The organism is Pantoea phosphatilytica, from assembly GCF_051025615.1.
GTDB lineage: Bacteria > Pseudomonadota > Gammaproteobacteria > Enterobacterales > Enterobacteriaceae > Pantoea.
Genome location: NZ_JBPFDF010000002.1, coordinates 93,099 through 118,138, shown reverse-complemented (window position 1 = coordinate 118,138; position 25,040 = coordinate 93,099). Strand labels below are relative to the sequence as shown.

At 56.7% G+C, this 25,040-nt stretch carries 22 protein-coding genes; 12 read left to right on the top strand and 10 right to left on the bottom strand.

The window, feature by feature from the left end:
* The first annotated feature begins 1 nt into the window (after position 1).
* The 7 genes from ftsQ (at position 2) to mutT (ending at position 8,483) form a co-directional block, all read left to right on the top strand.
* On the top strand, positions 2-841 hold the full coding sequence (gene ftsQ, locus ACR6AS_RS10825; RefSeq protein WP_111139410.1) for a cell division protein FtsQ: 840 nt from the start codon (positions 2-4) through the stop codon (positions 839-841).
* Positions 838-2,094: a cell division protein FtsA gene (ftsA, locus tag ACR6AS_RS10820; protein ID WP_003854739.1), complete on the top strand. Its 1,257-nt coding sequence runs from the start codon at positions 838-840 to the stop codon at positions 2,092-2,094. Before ftsQ ends, ftsA begins: the two co-directional genes overlap by 4 nt.
* Positions 2,095-2,165: 71 nt before the next feature.
* Positions 2,166-3,320, top strand: coding sequence for a cell division protein FtsZ (ftsZ, locus tag ACR6AS_RS10815; RefSeq protein ID WP_111139411.1), 1,155 nt, complete (start codon positions 2,166-2,168; stop codon positions 3,318-3,320).
* A 101-nt stretch (positions 3,321-3,421) separates the two neighbouring features.
* Entirely contained in the window at positions 3,422-4,339 is a 918-nt protein-coding gene (gene lpxC, locus ACR6AS_RS10810) for a UDP-3-O-acyl-N-acetylglucosamine deacetylase (protein ID WP_111139412.1), read from the top strand.
* A 299-nt stretch (positions 4,340-4,638) separates the two neighbouring features.
* Positions 4,639-5,145: a secA translation cis-regulator SecM gene (secM, locus tag ACR6AS_RS10805; protein WP_242281335.1), complete on the top strand. Its 507-nt coding sequence runs from the start codon at positions 4,639-4,641 to the stop codon at positions 5,143-5,145.
* 74 nt (positions 5,146-5,219) lie between these two features.
* Positions 5,220-7,922, top strand: coding sequence for a preprotein translocase subunit SecA (secA, locus tag ACR6AS_RS10800; RefSeq protein ID WP_293774781.1), 2,703 nt, complete (start codon positions 5,220-5,222; stop codon positions 7,920-7,922).
* Between the two features lie 165 nt (positions 7,923-8,087).
* The gene (gene mutT / locus ACR6AS_RS10795; RefSeq protein ID WP_111139415.1) at positions 8,088-8,483 is read left to right on the top strand and encodes an 8-oxo-dGTP diphosphatase MutT; all 396 of its coding nucleotides are present in this window, start codon (positions 8,088-8,090) and stop codon (positions 8,481-8,483) included.
* A gap of 30 nt (positions 8,484-8,513) precedes the next feature.
* Here mutT and yacG read toward each other — a convergent pair whose 3' ends face one another.
* The 3 genes from yacG to coaE are packed head-to-tail and all read right to left on the bottom strand — an operon-like array spanning position 8,514 to position 10,076.
* Complete coding sequence (gene yacG / locus ACR6AS_RS10790) at positions 8,514-8,711, bottom strand: DNA gyrase inhibitor YacG (protein ID WP_111139416.1); 198 nt, start codon at positions 8,709-8,711, stop codon at positions 8,514-8,516.
* Positions 8,712-8,719: 8 nt separating this feature from the next.
* A complete protein-coding gene (zapD, locus tag ACR6AS_RS10785) occupies positions 8,720-9,463 on the bottom strand; it encodes a cell division protein ZapD (protein ID WP_111139417.1) in 744 nt (247 codons plus the stop codon).
* A gap of 4 nt (positions 9,464-9,467) precedes the next feature.
* Positions 9,468-10,076: a dephospho-CoA kinase gene (coaE, locus tag ACR6AS_RS10780; RefSeq protein WP_111139418.1), complete on the bottom strand. Its 609-nt coding sequence runs from the start codon at positions 10,074-10,076 to the stop codon at positions 9,468-9,470.
* 234 nt (positions 10,077-10,310) lie between these two features.
* Here coaE and ACR6AS_RS10775 point away from each other — a divergent pair, with 234 nt between their 5' ends.
* Positions 10,311-11,351, top strand: a complete 1,041-nt coding sequence (locus ACR6AS_RS10775) for a GMP reductase (RefSeq protein ID WP_434162103.1) — start codon at positions 10,311-10,313, stop codon at positions 11,349-11,351.
* A gap of 26 nt (positions 11,352-11,377) precedes the next feature.
* On the opposite strand, the gene hofC is transcribed toward ACR6AS_RS10775, so the two are convergent.
* The 4 genes from hofC to nadC all read right to left on the bottom strand — a co-directional run bounded on the left by hofC (position 11,378) and on the right by nadC (position 15,468).
* On the bottom strand, positions 11,378-12,577 hold the full coding sequence (gene hofC, locus ACR6AS_RS10770; protein WP_293774907.1) for a protein transport protein HofC: 1,200 nt from the start codon (positions 12,575-12,577) through the stop codon (positions 11,378-11,380).
* The gene (gene gspE, locus ACR6AS_RS10765; RefSeq protein WP_111139421.1) at positions 12,570-13,955 is read right to left on the bottom strand and encodes a type II secretion system protein GspE; all 1,386 of its coding nucleotides are present in this window, start codon (positions 13,953-13,955) and stop codon (positions 12,570-12,572) included. Before gspE ends, hofC begins: the two co-directional genes overlap by 8 nt.
* Complete coding sequence (ppdD, locus tag ACR6AS_RS10760) at positions 13,942-14,397, bottom strand: prepilin peptidase-dependent pilin (protein WP_434162100.1); 456 nt, start codon at positions 14,395-14,397, stop codon at positions 13,942-13,944. The genes gspE and ppdD overlap by 14 nt, the downstream gene beginning before the upstream one ends.
* 174 nt (positions 14,398-14,571) lie before the next feature.
* A complete protein-coding gene (gene nadC, locus ACR6AS_RS10755) occupies positions 14,572-15,468 on the bottom strand; it encodes a carboxylating nicotinate-nucleotide diphosphorylase (RefSeq protein ID WP_111139423.1) in 897 nt (298 codons plus the stop codon).
* 197 nt (positions 15,469-15,665) lie between these two features.
* On the opposite strand from nadC, the gene ampD reads away from it, so the two are divergent.
* A complete protein-coding gene (ampD, locus tag ACR6AS_RS10750; protein ID WP_111139424.1) occupies positions 15,666-16,217 on the top strand; it encodes a 1,6-anhydro-N-acetylmuramyl-L-alanine amidase AmpD in 552 nt (183 codons plus the stop codon).
* A 16-nt stretch (positions 16,218-16,233) separates the two neighbouring features.
* Positions 16,234-17,088: a beta-lactamase regulator AmpE gene (ampE, locus tag ACR6AS_RS10745; protein WP_111139425.1), complete on the top strand. Its 855-nt coding sequence runs from the start codon at positions 16,234-16,236 to the stop codon at positions 17,086-17,088.
* On the opposite strand, the gene ACR6AS_RS10740 is transcribed toward ampE, so the two are convergent.
* From ACR6AS_RS10740 to aroP, 3 genes are all read right to left on the bottom strand, one after another.
* The gene (locus ACR6AS_RS10740) at positions 17,070-18,029 is read right to left on the bottom strand and encodes a glycoside hydrolase family 43 protein (RefSeq protein WP_293774792.1); all 960 of its coding nucleotides are present in this window, start codon (positions 18,027-18,029) and stop codon (positions 17,070-17,072) included. The genes ampE and ACR6AS_RS10740 overlap by 19 nt on opposite strands.
* Positions 18,026-19,438 carry a glycoside-pentoside-hexuronide (GPH):cation symporter gene (locus ACR6AS_RS10735; protein ID WP_111139427.1) on the bottom strand — a complete coding sequence of 471 codons (1,413 nt, stop codon included), beginning with the start codon at positions 19,436-19,438 and terminating at the stop codon, positions 18,026-18,028. Before ACR6AS_RS10735 ends, ACR6AS_RS10740 begins: the two co-directional genes overlap by 4 nt.
* Positions 19,439-19,634: 196 nt before the next feature.
* Positions 19,635-20,990, bottom strand: coding sequence for an aromatic amino acid transporter AroP (gene aroP / locus ACR6AS_RS10730; RefSeq protein ID WP_111139428.1), 1,356 nt, complete (start codon positions 20,988-20,990; stop codon positions 19,635-19,637).
* Between the two features lie 515 nt (positions 20,991-21,505).
* On the opposite strand from aroP, the gene pdhR reads away from it, so the two are divergent.
* Positions 21,506-22,270, top strand: coding sequence for a pyruvate dehydrogenase complex transcriptional repressor PdhR (pdhR, locus tag ACR6AS_RS10725; RefSeq protein WP_111139429.1), 765 nt, complete (start codon positions 21,506-21,508; stop codon positions 22,268-22,270).
* A gap of 101 nt (positions 22,271-22,371) precedes the next feature.
* Positions 22,372-25,038, top strand: coding sequence for a pyruvate dehydrogenase (acetyl-transferring), homodimeric type (gene aceE / locus ACR6AS_RS10720; RefSeq protein ID WP_293774796.1), 2,667 nt, complete (start codon positions 22,372-22,374; stop codon positions 25,036-25,038).
* Positions 25,039-25,040: the final 2 nt, after the last annotated feature.

The following is a 25,040-nucleotide window of genomic DNA, read 5'->3' as shown; positions in this document are numbered from 1 at the left end:
TATGTCACAGGCGGCGATGAGAGTTCGAAACCGTGAACCGCAGGAGCGTATTCGCACCGGCCGCAGTAACGGAGCCCGACTGTTCGGCATCATTTTTTTGCTGACCGTTATCGGGATTATGGTGGCTGGCGGACTGGCGGTGCTGAAGTGGATGAATGATGCGTCCCGGCTGCCGTTATCGAAACTGGTGGTGACAGGGCAGACGCACTACACCACGCACGATGATATCCGCCAGGCGATTCTGTCGCTGGGTCCGCCCGGCACGTTTATGTCTCAGAATGTGGATATCCTGCAGCAGCAGATTGAGCGGCTGCCCTGGATTAAGCAGGTCAGCGTGCGTAAGCAGTGGCCGGATGAGCTGAAAATCCATCTGGTCGAGTACACGCCGGTGGCGCGCTGGAATGATTTGCATATGGTGGACGCGGAAGGCGTTTCCTTCAGCGTACCCGCCAGTCATGTCGGCAAAGAGGTACTGCCGATGTTGTATGGGCCGGAAGGGAGTGAGAAAGAGGTCCTGGCGGGCTATCACAGCATGGATGATGTGCTGAAAGCCCGGAAGTTTACGCTGAAGGTGGCGTCGATGACGGCCCGGCGTTCATGGCAACTGGTCACCAGCGATGATATCCGCATCGAACTGGGACGCAGCGACACGATGAAACGACTGAATCGCTTTATTGAGCTCTATCCGGTGCTGCAGCAGCAAGGTCAGAACGAGAGCAAACGTATCAGCTACGTGGATTTGCGATACGACTCTGGTGCTTCTGTGGGCTGGACACCGGTCGTGATGGAGCCACAGGACAGTAATCAGCAACAGAACCAGGCACAGGCTAAACAACAATGATCAAGGCAACGGACAGAAAACTGGTAGTTGGACTCGAAATCGGCACTGCGAAGGTTGCCGCCCTGGTTGGGGAAATTCTGCCCGATGGTATGGTCAACATTATTGGGGTGGGCAGCTGCCCGTCCCGTGGTATGGATAAAGGTGGCGTAAACGACCTTGAGTCGGTGGTGAAATGCGTTCAGCGCGCCATCGACCAGGCTGAGCTGATGGCAGACTGCCAGATCTCCTCCGTCTACCTTGCTTTATCGGGCAAACATATCAGTTGTCAGAACGAAATCGGGATGGTTCCGATTTCCGAAGAGGAAGTGACTCAGGATGATGTGGAGAACGTCGTCCATACCGCGAAATCGGTTCGTGTGCGCGACGAGCATCGCATCCTGCATGTCATCCCTCAGGAGTACGCCATCGACTACCAGGAAGGGATCAAAAACCCGGTGGGTCTGTCCGGCGTGCGTATGCAGGCGAAAGTGCACCTGATCACCTGCCACAACGACATGGCGAAGAACATCGTCAAAGCCGTTGAGCGCTGCGGACTGAAGGTCGATCAGCTGATTTTTGCCGGTCTCGCCTCCAGTTTTGCCGTACTGACTGAAGATGAACGTGAGCTGGGCGTATGTGTTGTCGACATTGGTGGCGGTACAATGGACATTGCCGTATATACCGGCGGCGCTTTACGGCACACTAAGGTGATTCCATATGCAGGTAACGTCGTGACCAGCGACATCGCCTATGCGTTTGGTACACCGCCGACGGACGCTGAAGCGATCAAAGTGCGCCATGGCTGCGCACTGGGTTCGATTGTCGGCAAAGATGAGAACGTTGAAGTGCCGAGCGTGGGCGGACGTCCACCGCGCAGCCTGCAGCGTCAGACGCTGGCAGAAGTGATTGAGCCGCGTTACACCGAACTTTTGAATCTGGTCAATGACGAGATTCTGCAGTTACAGGAACAACTGCGTCAGCAGGGCGTGAAGCATCATCTGGCCGCAGGCATTGTCCTGACCGGGGGTGCCGCGCAAATCGAAGGACTGGCGGCCTGTGCGCAACGCGTATTCCATACGCAGGTGCGTATCGGACAGCCGCTGAATATTACCGGCCTGACTGACTATGCGCAGGAGTCGTACTACTCCACCGCAGTGGGACTGTTGCACTACGGCAAAGAGTCGCACATGAACGGTGATGCAGAGACCGAAAAACGTGTCTCAGTAGGCAACTGGTTCAAGCGTATTAACAGTTGGTTAAAAAAAGAGTTTTAATTTTTGTGAAAGGGGATCATGCTGTTTTCTTTTGTGATCTCCAGGCGACAGGCACATAACGGAGAGAAATCATGTTTGAACCTATGGAATTAACCAACGACGCGGTGATTAAAGTCATCGGCGTCGGTGGCGGCGGCGGTAACGCCGTAGAGCACATGGTACGCGAGCGTATCGAAGGTGTGGAATTCTTTGCTGTGAATACCGACGCGCAAGCGCTGCGTAAAACAGCTGTCGGCCAGACCATCCAGATCGGTAATAACATTACCAAGGGTCTGGGTGCGGGTGCGAACCCGGAAGTGGGCCGTAACTCTGCAGAAGAAGATCGCGAAGCACTGCGTTCTGCGCTGGAAGGGGCAGACATGGTGTTCATCGCAGCCGGCATGGGCGGCGGTACCGGAACCGGTGCAGCACCTGTAGTCGCTGAAGTGGCTAAGGATCTGGGTATCCTGACGGTGGCTGTGGTTACCAAGCCGTTCAACTTCGAAGGCAAAAAGCGCATGGCGTTTGCCGAGCAGGGGATCGCTGAACTCTCTAAACATGTGGATTCCCTGATCACCATTCCAAACGACAAGCTGCTGAAAGTGCTGGGTCGTGGCATCTCTCTGCTGGATGCATTTGGTGCGGCGAACGACGTGCTGAAAGGCGCTGTCCAGGGTATCGCCGAGCTGATCACCCGTCCGGGCCTGATGAACGTCGACTTTGCTGACGTGCGCACCGTGATGTCCGAAATGGGCTATGCGATGATGGGTTCCGGCGTTGCGTGCGGTGAAGATCGTGCGGAAGAAGCGGCTGAAATGGCGATCTCAAGCCCACTGCTGGAAGATATCGATCTCTCTGGCGCGCGCGGCGTGCTGGTCAACATCACGGCGGGCTTCGATCTGCGTCTGGATGAGTTCGAAACCGTGGGTAACACCATCCGCGCCTTCGCGTCTGATAACGCGACCGTCGTGATCGGTACCTCACTGGATCCGGAAATGAATGACGAACTGCGCGTCACCGTGGTGGCAACCGGTATCGGCATGGACAAGCGTCCTGAAATCACGCTGGTGACCAACAAGCCAGCCAGCCAGCCAGTGATGGATCATCGCTATCAGCAGCACGGTATGTCACCGCTGCCACAGGAGCAGAAACCGGCGGCTAAAGTGGTTAACGAGCAGCCTGCACAGTCGAACAAAGAGCCTGATTATCTTGATATTCCGGCCTTTTTACGTAAGCAGGCCGATTAGGATTAACCCGATAATTGGGATTCTCCGCTCTTTGTGCTAAAGTGTCTGCCCGCTGGTAAAGTATACTGGCGGTCGGAAAGGTGATACTGCGAGATAATGCGATGATCAAACAAAGGACATTAAAACGTATTGTTCAGGCGACTGGCGTCGGTTTGCATACCGGCAAGAAAGTCACCCTGACCTTACGCCCTGCGTCGGCTAACACCGGGGTCATCTATCGTCGCACCGACTTGAATCCACCGGTAGATTTTCCGGCTGATGCAAAATACGTGCGCGACACCATGCTGAGCACCTGCCTGGTGAATGATGAAGGCGTACGTATTTCAACGGTTGAACACCTCAATGCCGCCCTTGCGGGTCTGGGTATCGACAATATTATTGTTGAAGTTGATGCGCCAGAGATCCCGATCATGGACGGCAGCGCAGCACCGTTTATCTATCTGCTGATGGATGCGGGTATCGAGCAGCTCAACAGCGCGAAGAAATTTGTGCGCGTTAAGCAGGCCGTGCGTGTGGAAGAGGGTGACAAATGGGCCGAGATCAAACCTTATAACGGTTTCTCGCTCGATTTCACCATCGACTTTAAACACCCGGCGATCGACTCCAGCTCACAGCGCTATGCGATGAACTTCTCTGCTGACGCCTTTGTTCGTCAAATCAGCCGGGCGCGTACATTTGGCTTTATGCGTGAAATCGAATATCTGCAGTCTAAAGGCCTGTGCCTGGGCGGTAGCTTAGATTGTGCGATAGGCCTGGATGATTTCCGCGTACTGAATGAAGAAGGCCTGCGTTTTGAAGACGAGTTTGTCCGTCACAAAATGCTGGACGCCATTGGCGACTTGTTTATGTGTGGCCACAACATCATTGGCGCATTCACTGCGTTCAAATCGGGCCATGCGCTGAACAACAAGCTGCTGCAGGCGGTTCTGGCGAAGCAGGAAGCCTGGGAATGGGCAACCTTCGAAGACGAAGCGGAACTGCCGCTGGCATTCAAAGCACCGAATCTGGTTCTGGCGTAACGCCTCCGGAACGTGAAACGGCTGGTTATGCTGACACCCTCTCCGGTCAGCGGCACCAGCCGTTTTTTTATCCCCTCTTTCTCCCCCCGATCGCTGCGAGCGCACTCGCAAAACGCGATTTCCGCTGCTGAATTGCTGAGCAATCACGCGCGTTTTCTCACACCGCCACTTTAATCTCAGGTGTGGATGCCCCACATTAATGTTACTATCTGAGGCGCTTTTACAGGCCAAAATCCGTTGCGGTTCGCGGCGGGTACACAAAAACAAGAGCGCAGCACTCTGTGCGCGATGGAAAGGTTGTGATCGGGATTCTTCAGCGCTGGCGACAATTAGGTAGACGCTACTTCTGGCCTCATCTCCTGTTGGGGATGGTTGCGGCCAGCTTTGGCCTGCCAGCCTGCGCGCAAAGCTCCGAACTCAACGCTTCGTCTGAATCGCCTGCCAGCAGCCTGTTTCTGGGCAACGCCACTCGTTTTGACCACCTGATCCGGCTTCAGGAAGCGTCCCGGCGCCCGAGCTTCAGCGTCGACTACTGGCACCAGCACGCAATCCGCACCGTTATCCGTCATCTCTCCTTCACGCTGGCGCCTCAGGCGCAGGCAGAGCAGCAGCCGTTACCGCTGGCAGCACAAAAGCTGGCGCTGATCGACTCCCTGCACAATTTACTGACATCACACTCTGCGCTGCACACCGCGCCACAGCAGCTTGCTGTTCCCCCGCTTTTTATGGCCGTTACCCGCTCCTGGGTTGAGTGGCATGCCAGCGTGCATGGCATTCGCGCCGGGCCTGCCCGATTGTTCTGCTAATCTTTTTGGTTTTATTCACTCTGTTTAGATTTCGCAGCCCGCAATATGCCGGCTGAATTGAGAATATATTTACTATGTTAAGCAAAATATTAACCAAGGTTTTTGGTAGCAGTAACGATCGTACCCTGCGTCGTATGCGCAAAGTGGTGGACGTCATCAACAAAATGGAGCCTGACTTCGAAAAGCTCTCTGATGATGAACTGAAAGCGAAAACGGACGAGTTCCGCGCGCGCCTGAAAAAAGGGGAATCCCTGGAAAGCCTGATCCCGGAAGCATTTGCCACCGTGCGCGAAGCCAGTAAACGTGTGTTCGGGATGCGACACTTCGACGTGCAGTTGATTGGCGGCATGGTGCTGAACGATCGCTGCATCGCAGAGATGCGTACCGGTGAAGGTAAAACCCTGACCGCGACGCTGCCAGCCTATCTGAATGCGCTGTCGGGGAAAGGCGTTCACGTCGTGACCGTCAACGACTATCTGGCACAGCGTGATGCCGAAAACAACCGTCCGCTGTTCGAGTTCCTGGGCCTGAGCATCGGTATCAACATGTCGGGCCTGCCAGCGGTGGCGAAGCGTGAAGCGTACGCGGCAGACATCACCTACGGCACCAACAACGAATATGGCTTCGACTACCTGCGCGACAACATGGCTTTCAGCCCGGAAGAGCGCGTACAGCGTAAACTCCACTATGCGCTGGTGGATGAGGTCGACTCCATCCTGATCGATGAAGCGCGTACGCCGCTGATCATCTCCGGTCCGGCAGAGGACAGCTCTGATCTTTACACCAAAGTGAACAAGATCATCCCGCATCTGGTTCGTCAGGATAAAGAGGACTCCGAAACCCATCAGGGCGAGGGTGACTTCTGGGTCGATGAGAAAGCGCGTCAGGCCCACATGTCTGAGCGTGGTCTGGTGAAAGTGGAAGAGCTGCTGGTCAGCCAGGGGATTATGGAAGCGGGTGAGTCGCTCTACTCGCCGACCAACATCATGCTGATGCACCACGTTACGGCGGCCCTGCGTGCGCACGCGCTCTTTACCCGCGATGTGGATTACATCGTGAAAGATGGCGAAGTGGTGATCGTCGATGAACACACCGGCCGTACCATGCAGGGGCGTCGCTGGTCCGATGGCCTGCATCAGGCGATCGAAGCGAAAGAAGGTGTAGAGATCCAGAACGAGAACCAGACCCTGGCCTCGATCACCTTCCAGAACTATTTCCGTATTTACGAGAAGCTGGCCGGGATGACCGGTACGGCCGATACCGAAGCGTTCGAATTCAGCTCTATCTACAAGCTCGACACCATCGTGGTGCCGACTAACCGTCCGATGGTGCGTAAAGATCTGGCTGACCTGGTCTACATGACCGAGAAAGAGAAGATCGATGCGATTATCGAAGATATCCGCGAGCGCACCGCCAACGGCCAGCCTGTGCTGGTGGGGACCATCTCGATTGAGAAATCGGAAGTGGTCTCTAACGAACTGACCCGCGCCGGTATCAAACATAACGTGCTTAACGCCAAATTCCACGCCCGCGAAGCGGATATCGTGGCACAGGCGGGTCGGCCAGGTGCGGTCACTATCGCCACCAACATGGCCGGACGTGGTACCGACATCATGCTGGGCGGAAGCTGGCACGCGGAAGTGGCCGAGCTGGAAGCGCCGACCGATGCGCAGATTGAAGAGATCAAAGCGGCGTGGAAAATCCGTCATGATGCGGTTCTGGCGTCCGGCGGTCTGCACATTGTGGGGACCGAGCGTCACGAATCGCGTCGTATTGATAACCAGCTGCGCGGTCGTGCAGGCCGTCAGGGTGACGCCGGTTCATCACGCTTCTATCTCTCAATGGAAGATGCGCTGATGCGTATTTTTGCCTCGGACCGCGTCTCCAATATGATGCGTAAACTGGGCATGAAACCGGGTGAAGCGATTGAGCATCCGTGGGTCACTAAAGCGATTGCCAACGCACAGCGCAAAGTAGAGAGCCGTAACTTCGATATTCGTAAGCAGCTGCTGGAATATGATGATGTGGCGAATGACCAGCGTCGGGCTATCTACAGTCAGCGTAATGAGCTGCTGGATGTCTCCGACGTGAGCGAAACCATCAACAGCATTCGTCATGATGTCTATAAGGCCACCATCGACACCTACATTCCGCCGCAGTCTCTGGAAGAGATGTGGGATGTGCCTGGCCTGGAAGAGCGTCTGCGCGCGGACTTTGATCTCGATCTGCCGATTGCGGAGTGGCTGGATAAAGAGCCGGATCTGCATGAGGAAGTGCTGCGTGAACGCATCATGGCCCGCGCGATCGAGAGCTATGCCGGGAAAGAGGAGATCGTGGGCGCCGAGATGATGCGCAACTTCGAAAAAGGCGTGATGCTTCAGACGCTGGATTCGCTGTGGAAAGAACATCTCGCTGCAATGGACTATCTTCGTCAGGGTATCCATCTGCGTGGCTATGCGCAGAAAGATCCGAAGCAGGAGTACAAGCGTGAATCCTTCGCCATGTTTGCGGCGATGCTGGAGTCACTAAAGTATGAAGTGATCAGCACGCTGAGCAAGGTTCAGGTGCGTATGCCGGAAGAGGTAGAAGCGATGGAGCAGCAGCGTCGTGAAGAGGCCGAGCGTCTGGCACAGCAGCAGCAGCTGAGCCATGTCGAAGAAGATCTGCTGGCGGAGCCAGAGCCGCAGCAGAGCGGTGAGCGCAAAGTGGGCCGCAACGATCCCTGCCCATGCGGTTCCGGCAAAAAGTACAAGCAGTGTCATGGCCGTATCGCCTGAGACTGACCGCTGAATAAAAAGGAGCCGCTGGCTCCTTTTTTACGCCTTTGCCCTGAACCGGCACTGCCTGAGCAGACAGCGCCGCGCCGGGCTAAAGCGGTTAACTTCCGCAGAGGCATGCTCTAAAATCATCACTCATTCATTGATTACAACCGGATACTCTTCATGAAGCACCTGCAGGTTGCAGTAGGCATCATTCGTAATGCCAATAAACAGATTTTCCTTGCCCAGCGCGCGGCGAGTTCTTACATGGCGAATAAATGGGAGTTTCCTGGCGGTAAGATTGAAGCGGGCGAAAGCGCCGAACAGGGACTGATCAGGGAACTGCATGAAGAGACCGGCATTGAGGTTACCGAGGCGCGTCCGGTGGGTCATGCAGACCACACCTATGAAGACCTGCGTGTGACGCTGCACTTCTTCCTGGTGGAGGGGTGGAAAGGCGAGCCGTGGGGCAAAGAGGGACAGCCGCAGCGCTGGGTCGATCAGCAGGCGCTGGTGGCAGATGAGTTTCCGCCAGCCAATCACCGGCTGATTGCGCGTCTGGTCGCGGGCGAACTCTGAGGGAATGGGGCGGTGCGCCCCATTCTTTAATCAATGATCCTGTTCACTCCAGTTTTCACTGTCATTCATGTCGTCGCTGCTGGGGATCCGCTTCTCTTCAGCGGCCCATTCCCCTAAATCAATAAGCTGGCAGCGCTTACTGCAGAAGGGACGCCACGGGCTCAGCTCATCCCAGATGACATCTTTGCCGCACTGCGGACAGGAAACGGTCATAACATCTTGCTGCATGGTTACCTCTAACAACAGGCCAGTTGAAAATTAAGGCGGGCCGGGACTTCACCCTGCTCGCTGTCAAATGGCATAAAACGGATGGCGTAACGGCTCTTGTGGCCGGAGACCTGGGGATAGAGCGCATCGTCCAGTGACAGCTGCAGCCGCAGCAGATCGGCCCCTTCGGCATTATCCTGATAAAAACCATTAAGGCTGGTCTGCAGATGGAAGGTGCCGGACTGACGGATCAGATCCAGCACCATCGCCAGCGCATGATGCAGCGGCTCCAGCGTCTGCATCCAGGCTTCGACCTGGGCATCGCGCGTCTCCTGGGGCAGATGCAGCCAGATGTGCAGACCTGGTAAATCAAAGCTGCAGCAGCCGCCGGGGATGCTCAGGCGCTGGCGGACGAGGGCAATAAGACGATCCTCGCGCAGCTGCTGGCCCATTCGCGGCGCATTCATCAGCTGGGTTGACTGAATTCTCAGTTTATCACTGAGGGCATTAACCAGTGTCATATCGACACCGGGCACATCAGCCCAGGCACGTAATTTCTGCTGCTGACGCTCAAGCTCTTTCAGCAGCTCGGTACGCATGTCACCCCGCTCGAAAATGTCGAGCAGTTCGGCAATCACACGGAAAAAGGTCAGCGCATTCACCGTCTTATCCAGCGGGGTGGTCTCATCCAACTGGTTAATCAGAAACTCAACCCGTAGCCAGGTGCGCATTTTTTCATTCAGTGGGTGTTCAAACAGAACGGGTGTGCTCATGGTATTAATCCTGTTTCGTTGCCGCCAGCCTGAGGTAGCGCTGATGAAGTCTGGCAACCTGTGGCAAGGCATCATCGGGCTCGCCACTATTATCAATAATGTCATCGGCACAGGCGAGGCGCTGCTGACGCGTGGCCTGTGCGGCAAGAATACGTTGTGCCTGCGCGGCGGTGAGGCCATCACGCTGCTGCGTGCGCGCTAACTGTGTTGCTTCATCGACATCCACGACCAGCACTCTGTCAGCCTGGTGCTGTAACTGGTTTTCCACCAGTAGCGGCACGACCCAGAGCACATAAGGTGAGGTGGCCTGCGCGATCAGCGCGCGTGTCCGGGCATTAATCAACGGATGGAGCAGCGCGTTTAACCAGCTTTTCTCTTCCGGCTGCTGAAAAATAATGTCGCGAAGCCGGGCACGATCAAGCGCCCCCTGTTGCGTGACGATCGATGAACCATAGCGCGCCTGAATGGCCTGCAGAGCCGGGGTACCCGGCTCGACCACCTCACGGGCGATCAAATCCGCATCAATAATCTTCACGCCAGATGCGGCAAATGCCCGGGCAATGGTACTTTTTCCACTGCCGATTCCTCCGGTAAGCGCGACGATATAGGGCATGTTTTTCACCTGACTTCTCATCCGGACCGGGGTTCAGGGTAATGATCTGGCAAAAAAACGCAAAAATGGGCGACAGATCACACCGGGAAAGCACAACTAAATTTAACGGATTGTAGCGTAAATAAAGTGAAATTCGCAGTCTTGTCGCAACGCAGGAGGCGCGTATCATAACGTCACTGGAGCTGTGCTTATTTCGTGAAGAACGATTCATTGCCACTTACCAGGACACTGTTTATGCGTATCGAAGAAGATCTGAAACTGGGCTTTAAAGATGTGTTAATCCGCCCAAAACGCTCCACGCTGAAAAGCCGCTCGCAGGTTGAGCTGGAACGCAGCTTTACCTTCCGTCATTCGGGACTGCGCTGGAGCGGCGTGCCGATCATCGCCGCCAACATGGACACCGTCGGCACCTTTTCGATGGCCGAGGCGCTGTCCAGCTTCAATATCCTCACCGCGGTTCACAAACATTACAGCGTCGATGAGTGGCGCGCTTTTATTCAGCGCGTGCCCGCCGCGGTACTGAAGCAGGTCATGGTATCGACCGGGACCTCAGAGGCCGATCTCAGTAAGCTGGTAGCAATTATGGCGCTGTCTCAGGATTTGCAGTTTATCTGCATCGATGTCGCTAACGGCTACTCGCAGCATTTTATCGATTTTCTGCAGCGGGCGCGTGAGATGTTTCCGACCAAAACGATTTGTGCCGGTAACGTGGTCACGGGCGAAATGGTGGAAGAGCTGATCCTCTCTGGCGCGGATATCGTGAAGGTTGGCATCGGCCCCGGCTCAGTCTGCACCACCCGGGTAAAAACCGGTGTCGGTTATCCGCAGCTGTCGGCCGTTATTGAGTGTGCTGATGCGGCGCATGGCCTGAGCGGACAGATCGTCAGCGATGGTGGCTGTTCTGTGCCCGGCGACATCGCCAAGGCGTTTGGCGGCGGAGCAGACTTCGTGATGCTGGGCGGAATGCTGGCGGCGCATGATGAATGTGAAGGGCAGATCGTCGAAGAAAATGGCGAAAGTTTTATGCTCTTCTACGGCATGAGCTCTGAGTCAGCGATGAAGCGTCACGTCGGTGGTGTCGCGCAGTACCGCGCAGCGGAAGGTAAGACCGTGAAGCTGCCGTTACGCGGCCCGGTGGATGACACCGCCCGCGACATTCTGGGTGGACTGCGTTCCGCCTGCACGTATGTCGGAGCGGAGCGCCTGAAAGAGCTAACCAAGCGCACCACCTTTATCCGCGTTAACGAGCAGGAAAACCGCGTTTTCAACCGGTAGGATTGGGGGGCGCAGGTTTGCGCCCCTTAATGTATCGCATCGCCCAGCCCGAAGACCGGCAGGTACATCGCAATCACCAGCGTACCGACAATGCCGCCAGTCACTATCATCATCATCGGTTCCAGCGAGGCCGCCAGCGTATCCGCGCGTTCACGGGTTTCCGTTTCATGCCACTCCGCCAGACGGGCCAGCATCAGATCCAGTGCACCCGCCTCTTCGCCGACCCGTATCAGCTGACTGCATAACGGGGTGAACAGGGGATGATGGATGAGCGCCTGATGCAGCGGATTCCCCTGAGCAATGTGCTGCTGCAGGCCGGCGATCGCCTCCTGCCACAGCAGGGAGGAGAGCGTCACTTCTACGGCGGTCAGGCCCTGCAACAGCGTCAGGCCTGCGCGCTGTGTCAGATTGAGAATGGTATAGATCTGCGTCAGTTGTGCGCCCCGCCACAGCCCGGACAGCAGGGGGATACGCAGAAAGATAGCCTGCTCACGGCGTTGCCAGCCCGCAGAGCGCCGTCGCAGCTGATGCCAGGCCACCAGCAGCAGCGAGATGCCGGTGGCTGCCACCGCGCCCCAGGCCTGAAGTCCCGCAGATAACTGCATAACCGCGGCCGTAAAGGCGGGCAGCGGCGCATCGAAAGAGGCATACACGGCGACAAACTCCGGCAGCACAAACAGCAGCATGCCGCAGGTGACGGCCATTGCCACCAGCAGGATAAACAGCGGATAGCGCAGCGCCTTCGTGACCTGATGACGTAACTGCTGCTGCCGGCTCTGCTGCCGGGCCAGTTCGCTGCAACAGACATCCAGCTGACCGGTCAGCTCGCCGACCTCCATCAGGGCCGGATAGAGCGCCGGGAAGATCTGCGGCCATTCCCGCAACGCCTGTGAAAATGGCGCACCGCTGAGCACCCGATGATGCAGCGCACGCATCAGCGCCCGCCAGCCGGGATGCGGATGGCCTTCCGCCAGCAAAGCGAGGCTCTCTGCCAGCGGCAGGCCCGCCTTAAGCAGGGTAGCCAGTTGCCTGATCAGGTCGACCCTGGGCTGCCATTTCCACGCTTTCTGAGGCCAGACTTTCTCTCTCTTCCAGCTCACCGGCAGAAGATCACGTTGCGCCAGCATCAGCAGCAGATTATCACTGTCGATCGCCAGCAGCTGGCCGCTGCACAACTGACCCTGGCTATCAACCGCCTGCCAGCGATATAAACAGGTATTATCCATCATCCAGTCCAATCACCCGTTGCATCTCTTCCAGCGAGGTATCGCCCCGGCTTACCGCTTCCAGGCCAGACACCAGCAGGGTACGCAGACCCTGCTGTTTTGCCAGCGTGAGCAGATTATCCAGCGGCATATCGGCGGCGATCGCATTTTGTAACCGGGCATTGATCGGCAGCAGTTCAAACAGGGCCAGTCGGCCAAAATAGCCGGAAAAACAGTGGTCGCAGCCGGGCGCGCGCCAGGTCTGCAGTGTGCCGGGCCAGAGGTCGGGAGGATAGTGCGCCACGGCCTGAGCAGGCTGGCGGCAGTGCGGACAGAGCCGCCGCACCAGACGCTGAGCAACGATCAGTTTCAGCGCCGGGCCCAGAAGATAGCCGGGGATGCCCATCTGACGCAGTCGGGTCAGAGTTTCGGCAGTGGAGTTAGTGTGCAGCGTCGACAGCACCAGATGGCCGGTCTGCGCAGCTTTCACCGCAATCTCTGCCGTTTCTGCATCCCGGATTTCGCCCACCATAATCACATCCGGGTCCTGTCTCAGCAGCGCCCGCAGCACGCGGTTAAAATCGAGGCCGTTTTTGGTATGGATCTGCGTCTGGTTAATGCCGGGTAACGGGATCTCAACGGGGTCTTCCACGCTGCACAGGTTCTTCTCCGGGGTATTCAGGGCGCTGAGTCCGCTATAGAGCGTAAACGTCTTGCCGCTGCCGGTCGGGCCGGTCACCAGTATCAGCCCCTGCGGCTGGGCAAGCGCGGCGCAGAACAGCCTGAGCTGGGCCGCGGGGAGGCCAAGCTTATCCAGTGACAGCGCTGCGCCTTCACTCTGCAGCAGCCGGACCACGGCTTTTTCGCCGCCATAGACGGGTAGCGTAGCCAGGCGAAAGGAGGCTGGTTTTCCGGCGATCTCCAGACTGAACTGACCATCCTGCGGCAACCGGCGTTCGGCGATATCCAGCCCGCCGAGGATTTTCAGTCGTGCCAGCAGCGCCGCAGGCGGAATGGCGGGCAGGGCGGAGAGAGGATGCAGAACGCCGTCGATACGCAGTCGCACGCGCAGCCCCTCGCGGCCGGGTTCGATATGAATATCCGAGGCACGACGCTCCAGGGCCTGACGCAGGATCAGCTGCGTCGCCTCAACGGCTGACTCTGCCGGTGGTGCTTCACGCGCGACCAGAGGCGTATCCGCATGCTGGCGCTGGTCGAGCCGGGCCTGCGGCCAGCATTCGATCTCAATCTGGCACTGGCTGGCAAAATGAAGGGCTTCAGCCAGGCCCGGCGGCGCACTCTCCGCCACGGCAACGCGCAGATTGCTGGCGTCATGGTGCAGAACCACGGCGCGATAGCGCTGACACAGAGCCGCAATTGCGGCATCAGGCTTCTCCATCGCTGGCTCCTTTATCCGCGAAGCGGAACTGCGCCAGACAATTGTCACGCAGGCTGCTGTTGCTGCTGGTGCAGCTCCGCTGCCAGTTGATGCCGCCCTCGCTGCTGTCCCAGATCGGCACCATTTCGACACTCAGGCCATTCAGACTCTCCTGACCGGTCAGGGTAATCACCCCGCTTGCCACGCTAAGAGCGGAGACATAGCGTGAGCCGCGGGCGGCGGGAATGCCCGCTTCTCCGGCCTGGCACTGTGCAGGGCCGCCGTGTTCCATTGCACACAGCTCTACTGCCGTTTTGTAGGGCACCATCGTCTGGAGCATATCGGTCAGGGCTGCCCGTTGCAGGTAGTTCTGATACGCGGGCAGGCCGATGGCGCTTAAGATCGCCACAATCCCCACCACAATCATCAGTTCCACCAGGGTAAATCCACGTTGATTCATCATCACATCGTCTCCTGATTAAGAAGACAACAGGGTAAAAATCACGGGTGATGAAAGACAGTGCGCGAGAAGCGAACCGGAAAGCGGGCTGCAGAGAGATTTCAGCATTGCAGCGCAGTCGAAACTGCGCCGGAAGCAGGGTCGCAAAATTGCCGTCCCGGATGACGGCAGGGCAGGTTACTGCTGTCTAAAACGCATAGAGAGATCCAGCGCCCGTACATGCTTGGTCAGCGCACCGACCGACACATAATCCACGCCGGTCAGGGCGATCTGCGGCAGGGTGGTTTCCGTCACGTTACCGGAGACCTCCAGCAGTGTCCGCCCCTGATTGAGCGCGACGGCGGCGCGCATGTCGTCCAGGCTGAAGTTATCCAGCATAACGATATCGGCGCCGGCCTCCAGCGCCTGCCGTAACTCCTCCAGCGACTCCACCTCAACCTCGACCGGCACATCAGGCTGCAGCCATTGCGCGCGTTCCACCGCCTGCTGGATCGAACCACTGGCGATAATATGATTTTCTTTGATCAGATAAGCATCGGAGAGGCCCAGCCGGTGATTCTGACCGCCGCCGCAGAGTACGGCATATTTCAGTGCGGTACGGAGGCCGGGCAGGGTTTTGCGCGTGTCGAGCAACTGCGTCTGGCTGCCCGCCAGCAGAGCTACGTAGCGGCTCACCTCGGTGGCCACGCCTGAAAGCGTCTGCACAAAGTTAAGCGCCGTACGCTCGGCGGTCAGCAGCAGCCGGGCCGGACCGGTGATCTCAAACAGCAGCTGATCGGCTTTCACCGCATCGCCATCTTCAACATGCCAGTTCAGAGTCGCGTGGGAGCCAAGCTGAATAAACACCTCTTCTACCCAACGTTTACCACAGAAAACACCGTCTTCGCGGGTGATCACCTGGGCGTGAGCCTGGGTATCGGCTGGCAATAGGCGGGCGGTAATATCGCGGTCAGCGTCAATCTCGCCGCCGAGATCCTCTTTTAACGCCAGTGCGACAGCATCCGGGATGTCACTTTTCACGCGTTTAATCAATGCCTGACGGCGGCTGTCCGGATCATAACCACGAGATGACATAGTCGTTTTACCTTATAAAAGTGCAGTAACAGAGGCGGTCACAATAGCCTGAACCGCCACGCTGTACCAGATCTGACGCTGATTTTGTTTAGTATACTTAACTTGCTGCGCCCGTTCGTAACAACCCGGACACACTAAGAGGCAAGAATCCTTTATTATTCATGCTATTCTCATCCAGGCAGAACAAGGAATCCGGTATGAAAATCAAACAGGGCTGGCTGACCGGGGTGCGTCACGTCCCCTCAACACATTGCAACGAACGCCCTGACGATGAGGCGCCTTCGCTGCTGGTGATCCACAATATCAGCCTGCCACCGGGTGAATTTGGCGGGCCGTGGATCGATCATCTCTTTACCGGCACACTGCCGCCTGATGCCCATCCCTACTTTGCCGATATCGCCGCCCTGAAAGTGGCGGCACACTGCCTGATCCGTCGTGACGGGGAGATCGTGCAGTATGTCTCTTTTGATAAACGCGCCTGGCATGCCGGGGTATCGCAGTTTGAGGGCCGTGAAAACTGCAACGACTTCTCAATAGGCATCGAGCTGGAAGGGACAGACAGTGAGCCTTATACCGGGGCGCAATATCGGGCCCTGCAGCAGGTGACGCAGTTGCTGCTGCAGCACTATCCATTAACGCCTTCACGTATCACGGGGCATAGCGATATCGCACCGGTACGCAAAACCGATCCCGGACCTGCTTTTGACTGGGACTATTACAGACAGCTGTTAACGCAGCCCACATCCTGATTTTTGCGGGGTCAGTATGACGTTGTTTACCTTGTTGTTAGTTTTAGGCTGGGAGCGCCTGTTTAAACTGGGCGAGCACTGGCAGCTCGACCATCGGCTGGAGCCGGTTTTTCGCCATCGCCGTCATTTCTCGCTGGTGCGCACATTGCTGATGACCGTGCTGGCGATGGCGCTGACCGCACTGGTGATCTGGAGCCTGAAAGGGCTGCTGTTCGGCGTGCTGCAGCTGCTGTTCTGGATCGTCACCGGCCTGCTCTGCATCGGTGCCGGTTCGGTTCGTCAGCACTATCACCACTATCTGAAAGCCGCCAGTCATGACGATGAGGCGGCGCATCAGGCGATGGCGGCCGAGCTGACGCTGATCCACGGTGTACCAGTGGAGTGCAGCGAACGCGAATTTCTGCGTGAACTTCAGAACGCCCTGATCTGGATAAACTTCCGCTTCTATCTGGCCCCGATGTTCTGGCTGGTGGTGGGCGGCCCCTGGGGGCCGGTGCTGCTGGTGGGCTACGCATTTCTGCGCGCCTGGCAAAGCTGGCTGGCAAAGCAGGGCACGCCGATGGCGCGTGCGCAATCAGGTGTGGATGCGATTCTGCACCTGCTTGACTGGATCCCGGTGCGGCTGGCGGGCGTAGCTTACGCGCTGCTGGGCCACGGCGAGAAAGCGCTGCCTGCCTGGTTTGCCTCGCTGACCGACCGCCATCGCTCTCAGTATCAGGTGCTGACGACGCTGGCTCAGTTCTCCCTGTCGCGCGACCCGCATACCGACAAAGTTGAAACGCCACGGGTTGCCGTGGCGTTAGCGAAGCGGACCTCACTGGTGCTGGTGGTCGCCGTGGCGTTGCTGACGATTTACGGCACGCTGGTGTGATCAGCGGGGGGCACACCAAAATCGGGTGTGCCATCTTCCCGCCAGTGGAAATATTTCAGACGAGTATGGCGGTTCGGATCCCAGAGCGGATCGCCCTCAATTTCCGTGTAGTTGCGGGCGTGGTACACCAGCACGTCGCGCCCCTCTTCATCGCGGGTAAAACTGTTGTGACCCGGCCCATACTGATGGTTGTCCCAGCTGGACGCAAACACCGGCCGGGCAGATTTCTGCCAGGCAGAAACATCCAGCGGGTCAGCATCAGCGTCAATCGACAGAAGGCCCAGGCAGTAATTCTCATCAGTAGCACTGGCGGAGTAGGTCACAAACAGCCGATCGCCGTGACGGATCGCCGCCGGTCCTTCATTGACGCTAAACCCTGCACACTCCCACTCATATTCCGGCCGGCTCAGCATGACCGGCGTGCCTTTCAGCGTCCAGGGATTCAGTAATTCGGCCAGATAGAGGTTGGAGTTACCGGGAATCAGGGGATCCTTCTGCGCCCAGAGATACCAGTTTTTGCCCTGATGAACGAAGTGGGTGGCATCCAGCGAGAAGCTGTCAAACTGACTGAAGACCCGGCGGCAGGGCTGCCATGGCCCCTGCAGGGGATCGTCGGCGTCACAGACCAGCGCGTACATCCGGTGCTGAAACAGTCCCTCTTTGATGTCGCGTGTGGGAGCCGCAGCGAAATAGATCACCCACTGACCTTCAATGTAGTGCAGTTCGGGCGCCCAGATTAATTCGCTGCAGGGGCCGCTCTCTGGCTTGTGCCAGACCACCACCGCTGCGGCACTGCGCAGGCCTGCCAGCGTGGTGGCGCGGCGGATCTCAAGCCGGTCATACTCCGGGACCGAGGCCACGAAATAGTAGTGCTGATCATGGTGCAGGATAAAGGGGTCGGCGCGCTGCGTAATAAAGGGGTTTGGCCAGGCTGTCATCATTTTACCTCTCCGGTTGGGGTGACCGCCTCGTCGCGCAGGCGAACCGAGTGCAACTCACGGAAATTCTGGCGGCGCAGGGCGAGATCCTGCTGAATAGTAAGCATCATTTTGCGGTCAACCTTCAGCAGCCTGACCACGCCAGCGGTAATCAGATAGCCGACGCCCGGAATAACGGTGAACAACAGCATGATGCCGTTAATCGCCTCCGGCGACTGCTGTTTTGCCCCCGCGTTGTAGCCATAGATCGACAGCAGAAAGCCGACCATCGCACCGGCGACGGCCAGTCCCACCTTGAGGAAGAAGAGGTTGCCGGAGAAGCTGATGCCGGTGATGCGTTTACCGGTTTTCCATTCGCCGTAGTCATCCACATCGGCCATCAGTGACCAGTGCAGCGGTGACGGGATCTGATGCAGGATATTCAGCACAAAGTAGGCGACGACCACCATTACCGTGGCGTGAGGATCGATCCAGTAAAAACCACTGGAGAAGAGAGCCAGCGCGATATTGGTCCAGAAGAAGACTTTGAGTTTGCACCAACGATCGGTGAGGAGTTTCGCCAGTGTGCTGCCGACCATCATGCCAATCACTCCCAGGCTGATAAACAGCGTGGCGAAGTGCGTTGACTGACCCATGACCCAGGTCACGTAATACATGGTGGCCGCCATGCGGATAAAGCCGGGGCAGACATTACAGAAGGTCAGCAGCAGAATACGCACCCACTGGTCGTTCTTCCAGACGTCACGCAGATCTTTTTTCAGGTCATCGTTGCTCGGCACGGCAGGGTGGATACGTTCACGAACCGTCGCAAAACAGAAGAGAAACATCGCCAGTCCGATGGTAGCGAGGACTGTCATCGCCATCTGATAACCGCGGGCTTTATCTGCGCCGCCAAACCATTCCGCCATCGGCAGCAGCGACATGGAGAGTATCAGCGTGGCGATACCGACCATCACAAAACGGTACGACTGGCAGGAGACGCGCTCACCGGGATCGTTGGTAATCACGCCGCCCAGCGAGCAGTAGGGGATGTTGATGGCGGTGTAGGTCAGCGACATCAGGAAGTAGGTCACAAAGGCCCAGATGACCTTGTTGTGATACGTCCAGTCGGGGGTGGTAAACATCAGGATGCTGAACAGCACGTAGGGCACGGAAACCCACAGCAGCCAGGGGCGAAAACGTCCCCAGCGACTCTGGGTACGATCGGCGATCGCGCCCATAATCGGGTCGGTGACCGCATCCAGTACCCTGACCGACAGCAGCAGGGTGCCCACCAGCGCCGGAGCAAGGCCAAAAACATCGGTGTAGAAGTAGTTCAGGAACAGCATGATGGCCCCGCCAATCATGTTGCATCCGGCATCGCCCATGCCATATCCCAGTTTTTCCCGAAACGAGAGGGCTCCATCTTTCATGAGATTTTTCCTGCGCATCCAGTGTGAACAGGAATTATTGGCATTATGTCAGCGGGATGAACGGGAGTAATTCGTCGTGAAGATGGATTAAACAGGTGCGGAGAAATAAGTGTGAACTGGATCAGGCCAGAAAAGGCGGGTTGCGCGGCGAGAAAGAGTGCAACCTTCACCGAAGGTTGCACTCCGCATCAGCGCATCAGGCTTGCTGTGTTTTGTTCTTAATGAAGTAGCCGATAGCCAGAATCACCAGCCAGACCGGGATCAGCCAGACGGAGATCGCCATGCCCGGCGTGGTCGCCATCAGCACCAGAATCGCCGCCATGAAGACCAGGCAAATCCAGTTCCCCGCCGGATAGAGCAGCGCTTTAAAGCGGGTCGTGACGCCCTGCTGATCTTTCTTACGACGGAACTTCAGGTGCGCCAGGCTGATCATCGCCCAGTTAATCACCAGCGCAGAGACCACCAGTGACATCAGCAGTCCAAAAGCTTCGCCTGGCATCAGATAGTTGATCAATACGCAGAGCGCAGTAGCGACGGCTGAAACCAGAATGGTTAACACCGGCACGCCGCGGCGATCCACCTTCAGCAGCGCTTTGGGTGCGTTACCCTGCTGTGCCAGACCAAACAGCATACGGCTGTTGCAGTAGACGCAGCTGTTATAGACCGACAGCGCCGCCGTCAGGATCACGACGTTCAGCGCATTCGCCACCATCGCATCGCCCAGCTCATGGAAAATAAAGACGAACGGGCTGACTTCAGAGGTGACGCGATTCCACGGCATCAGAGAAAGCAGCACGGCCAGCGAACCAATGTAGAAAATCAGGATGCGCCACAGCACCTGGTTGGTCGCTTTCGGAATGCTTACTTCCGGATTATCCGCTTCGGCTGCGGTGATACCGACCAGCTCCAGCCCGCCAAATGAGAACATGATAATCGCCATCACGGTTACCAGTCCGCCGATGCCGTGCGGGAAGAATCCGCCCTGTTCCCAGAGGTTGCGCACGGTCGCCTGCGGACCTGCATGACCGCTGAACAGCAGCCAGCCACCAAAGAGGATCATGCCAATCACCGCCAGCACTTTGATGATGGCAAACCAGAACTCCATCTCACCGAACACCTTAACGTTGGTCAGGTTGATGGCGTTGATCATCACGAAGAAGATAGCGGCCGAGGCCCAGGTCGGAAAATCGGGCCACCAGAACTGGATATATTTGCCCACGGCGGTCAGCTCCGCCATCGCAACCAGCACGTAGAGAACCCAGTAGTTCCAGCCAGAAGCGAAGCCGGCAAAGTTGCCCCAGTATTTATACGCAAAGTGGCTGAAGCTGCCTGCGACCGGCTCTTCCACCACCATCTCGCCCAGCTGGCGCATGATTAAAAAGGCAATAAAACCGGCGATCGCATAGCCCAGAATAACGGCCGGTCCGGCGGATTCGATAACCGATGCGCTGCCCAGAAACAGCCCGGTTCCCACTGCACCACCCAGCGCGATGAGCTGAATATGGCGGTTCTTAAGACCACGTTTCAGCGCTTCGCCTTGCTGTTGTTCCATACAAACCTCGTGATGTTTTTATTCTTCGTCCGCAGCGCAGTTCGCTGTAATGAAGTGGTTACATTAACGTATTGATAATTTTACGGTATCTGGCCTGCTGAATGCTGCCATGCGCTACCCTGGCGACAAGAATAGTGATAAGCGAATCGCTTTGCACCTGCTTTCGCCTTTTGTGCTGAGAGTTGACTGAAAAAACGCCGTCCCCGTCACGTCTGATCAGAGAAACTTCTGCCACGAAATGCCGCGCATGACGAATAGTTTTCACTTATGGCTGCCGCTGCACTGGGCCGCTAACCGGGTGTAAGGTTTGGTAAAAGTGCATTTGTTTAACATTTGCCGCAACGCTGAATTTTCATTTTTTTAACCGCAGGTTAGCGGCAGCACAAGGCCTGGGGAGATGTGAATGTGGCCGGTACCATATAGACACAAGGTGAATACTTTGTTACTTTACGGGCGCCCCCTGGCAATTGGTATTACCAATTTACTCCGGACGATTGGTTTAATAAGAAGGGATGATGGCTTACAGTAAGATTCGCCAACCCAAGCTCTCTGACGCTATCGAGCAACAGCTCGAATCCCTGATCATGGAAGGGACCCTGCGTCCGGGAGAGAAGCTGCTCCCTGAGCGCGAACTCGCCAAACAATTCGATGTCTCACGTCCATCCCTCCGTGAAGCGATCCAGCGGCTGGAAGCCAAAGGATTATTGCTACGCCGACAGGGTGGCGGAACGTTTGTGCAGGAGAATCTCTGGCAAAGCATGAGCGATCCACTCGTTGAGCTTCTCGCCGACCATCCGGAATCACAATTTGACCTGCTGGAAACGCGCCATGCCCTGGAGGGTATCGCCGCCTATTACGCGGCACTGCGCGGCACGGAAGAGGATCTGTTGCGCATTCGCGACTGTCATCTCCACATTCAGCAGGCGCAGGACAGCGGCGATTTAGACGCCGAAGCGGACGCAGTGATGCAGTATCAGATCGCTGTCACAGAAGCGGCCCATAATGTTGTGCTTTTGCATTTGCTACGCTCAATGGGCCCTATGCTGGAACAAAACGTCCGTCAGAATTTCGAATTGCTCTACTCGCGCCGGGAAATGCTGGCAAAAGTGAGCGGTCACCGCGCCAGAATCTTTGAGGCGATTGTGGCCCGTGAGCCAGAAAAAGCGCGCGAGGCTTCACACCGTCACCTGGCGTTCATAGAGGAAATCTTGCTGGACAGAAGTCGGGAGCAGAGCCGTCGTGAACGCTCCCTGCGTCGTTTACAGCAACGTAAGGAATAACGTGCGACACAGATCGTACTGACATCAGACGAGCCTGCCGGCATCTGCTTTAACAGGCTCCCGATTATTCAACGTATTAGACACAGATAAGGAACACACCCATGTCAGAACGTTTACACAATGACGTGGATCCGATCGAAACTCGTGACTGGCTACAGGCGATCGAATCGGTCATCCGTGAAGAAGGTGTTGAACGTGCACAGTATCTGATCGATCAGGTACTGGGTGCAGCCCGCAAAGGCGGCGTCAATGTGGCTGCAGGTTCGTCTGCAATCAGCAACTACATCAACTCTATTGCCGTTGAAGATGAACCCGACTATCCGGGCAACACCTCTCTTGAACGTCGTATCCGTTCCGCAATCCGCTGGAACGCCATCATGTCGGTGCTGCGCGCATCTAAAAAAGATCTGGAACTGGGTGGCCATATGTCCTCCTTCCAGTCTTCTGCCACGATTTATGAAGTGTGCTTTAACCACTTCTTCCGTGCGCGCAGTGACAAGGATGGCGGCGATCTGGTCTATTTCCAGGGCCATATCTCTCCGGGCATCTATGCCCGTGCGTTCCTTGAAGGTCGCCTGACCGAAGAGCAGATGAATAACTTCCGTCAGGAAGTGGATGGCAAAGGCCTCTCTTCTTATCCGCATCCGAAACTGATGCCGGAATTCTGGCAGTTCCCGACCGTTTCTATGGGTCTGGGTCCGCTGTCAGCGATCTACCAGGCGAAGTTCCTGAAATATCTGGAACACCGTGGTCTGAAAGACACCTCGGCCCAGACCGTTTACGCCTTCCTGGGTGACGGCGAGATGGATGAGCCGGAATCAAAAGGTGCGATCACCATCGCGACCCGTGAAAAACTGGACAACCTGGTCTTCATCATCAACTGCAACCTGCAGCGTCTGGATGGCCCGGTCACCGGTAATGGCAAGATCATCAACGAGCTGGAAGGTATCTTTGCCGGTGCTGGCTGGGAAGTGATCAAGGTCATCTGGGGCGGTCGCTGGGATGAGCTGCTGCGCAAAGATACCAGCGGCAAGCTGATTCAGCTGATGAACGAAACCGTCGACGGTGACTACCAGACCTTTAAATCCCGTGATGGTGCCTATGTGCGTGAGCACTTCTTCGGTAAATATCCTGAAACCGCGGCGCTGGTTAAAGATATGTCCGACGATGAGATCTGGTCACTGAACCGTGGCGGTCACGATCCGAAGAAAATCTACGCGGCGCTGAAAAAAGCGCAGGACACCAAAGGCAAGCCCGTCCTGATCCTGGCGCATACCATCAAAGGCTATGGTATGGGCGACACCGCGGAAGGCAAAAACATTGCCCACCAGGTGAAGAAAATGAACATGGATGGCGTGCGCTATATCCGTGATCGTTTCAACGTGCCGGTTGCTGATGACAAAATCGAATCACTGCCATATGTGACCTTCGAAAAAGGCTCAGAAGAGCACACTTACCTGCATGCGCAGCGCGAGAAGTTAGGCGGTTACCTGCCAACGCGTCAGCCGAAGTTCACTGAAAAGCTGGAAATGCCGGCGCTGGAAGAGTTCAGCGCGCTGCTGGAAGAGCAGAACAAAGAGATCTCCACCACCATCGCCTTCGTGCGTGCCCTGAACGTGATGCTGAAGAACAAGTCGATCAAAGATCGTCTGGTTCCGATCCTCGCCGACGAAGCGCGTACCTTTGGTATGGAAGGTCTGTTCCGCCAGATCGGTATCTACAGCCCGAACGGCCAGCAGTATACGCCGCAGGACCGTGAGCAGGTTGCGTACTACAAAGAAGATGAGAAAGGCCAGATTCTGCAGGAAGGGATCAACGAGCTGGGCGCAGGTTCATCCTGGCTGGCGGCGGCGACCTCTTACAGCACCAACAACCTGCCGATGATCCCGTTCTACATCTACTACTCCATGTTCGGCTTCCAGCGTATCGGCGATCTGATGTGGCTGGCAGGCGATCAGCAGGCGCGCGGCTTCCTGGTCGGCGGCACCTCGGGTCGTACGACTCTGAACGGCGAAGGTCTGCAGCATGAAGATGGTCACAGCCACATTCAGTCGCTGACGATCCCGAACTGTATCTCTTACGATCCTTCTTACGCCTATGAAGTCGCTGTCATCATGCACGACGGTCTGGTGCGTATGTATGGCGAAGCGCAGGAGAACATTTACTACTACATCACCACGCTGAACGAAAACTACCACATGCCAGCCATGCCGCAGGGCGCGGAAGAGGGTATCCGTAAGGGTATCTACAAACTGGAAACGGTAGAGGGCAGCAAGGGCAAAGTGCAGCTGCTGGGCTCAGGTTCTATCCTGCGTCATGTGCGTGAAGCGGCGCAGATCCTGGCGAAAGATTACGGTATCGGCTCCGATGTCTACAGCGTGACCTCGTTCACCGAACTGGCGCGTGATGGCCAGGATTGTGAGCGCTGGAACATGCTGCATCCGACAGAAGAAGCGCGCGTGCCTTACATCGCTCAGGTGATGAACGACGCGCCAGCAGTCGCCTCAACCGACTACATGAAACTGTTCGCTGAGCAGGTTCGTAGCTATGTCCCTTCCAGCGATTATCGCGTACTGGGTACAGATGGTTTTGGTCGCTCTGACAGCCGTGAGAATCTGCGTCATCACTTTGAAGTTGATGCATCTTATGTGGTGGTTGCCGCGCTGGGTGAGCTGGCTAAACGCGGCGAGATCGAGAAGAAAGTGGTGGCCGATGCGATCACCAAATTCAATATCGATGCCGATAAAGTTAACCCGCGTCTGGCTTAAGA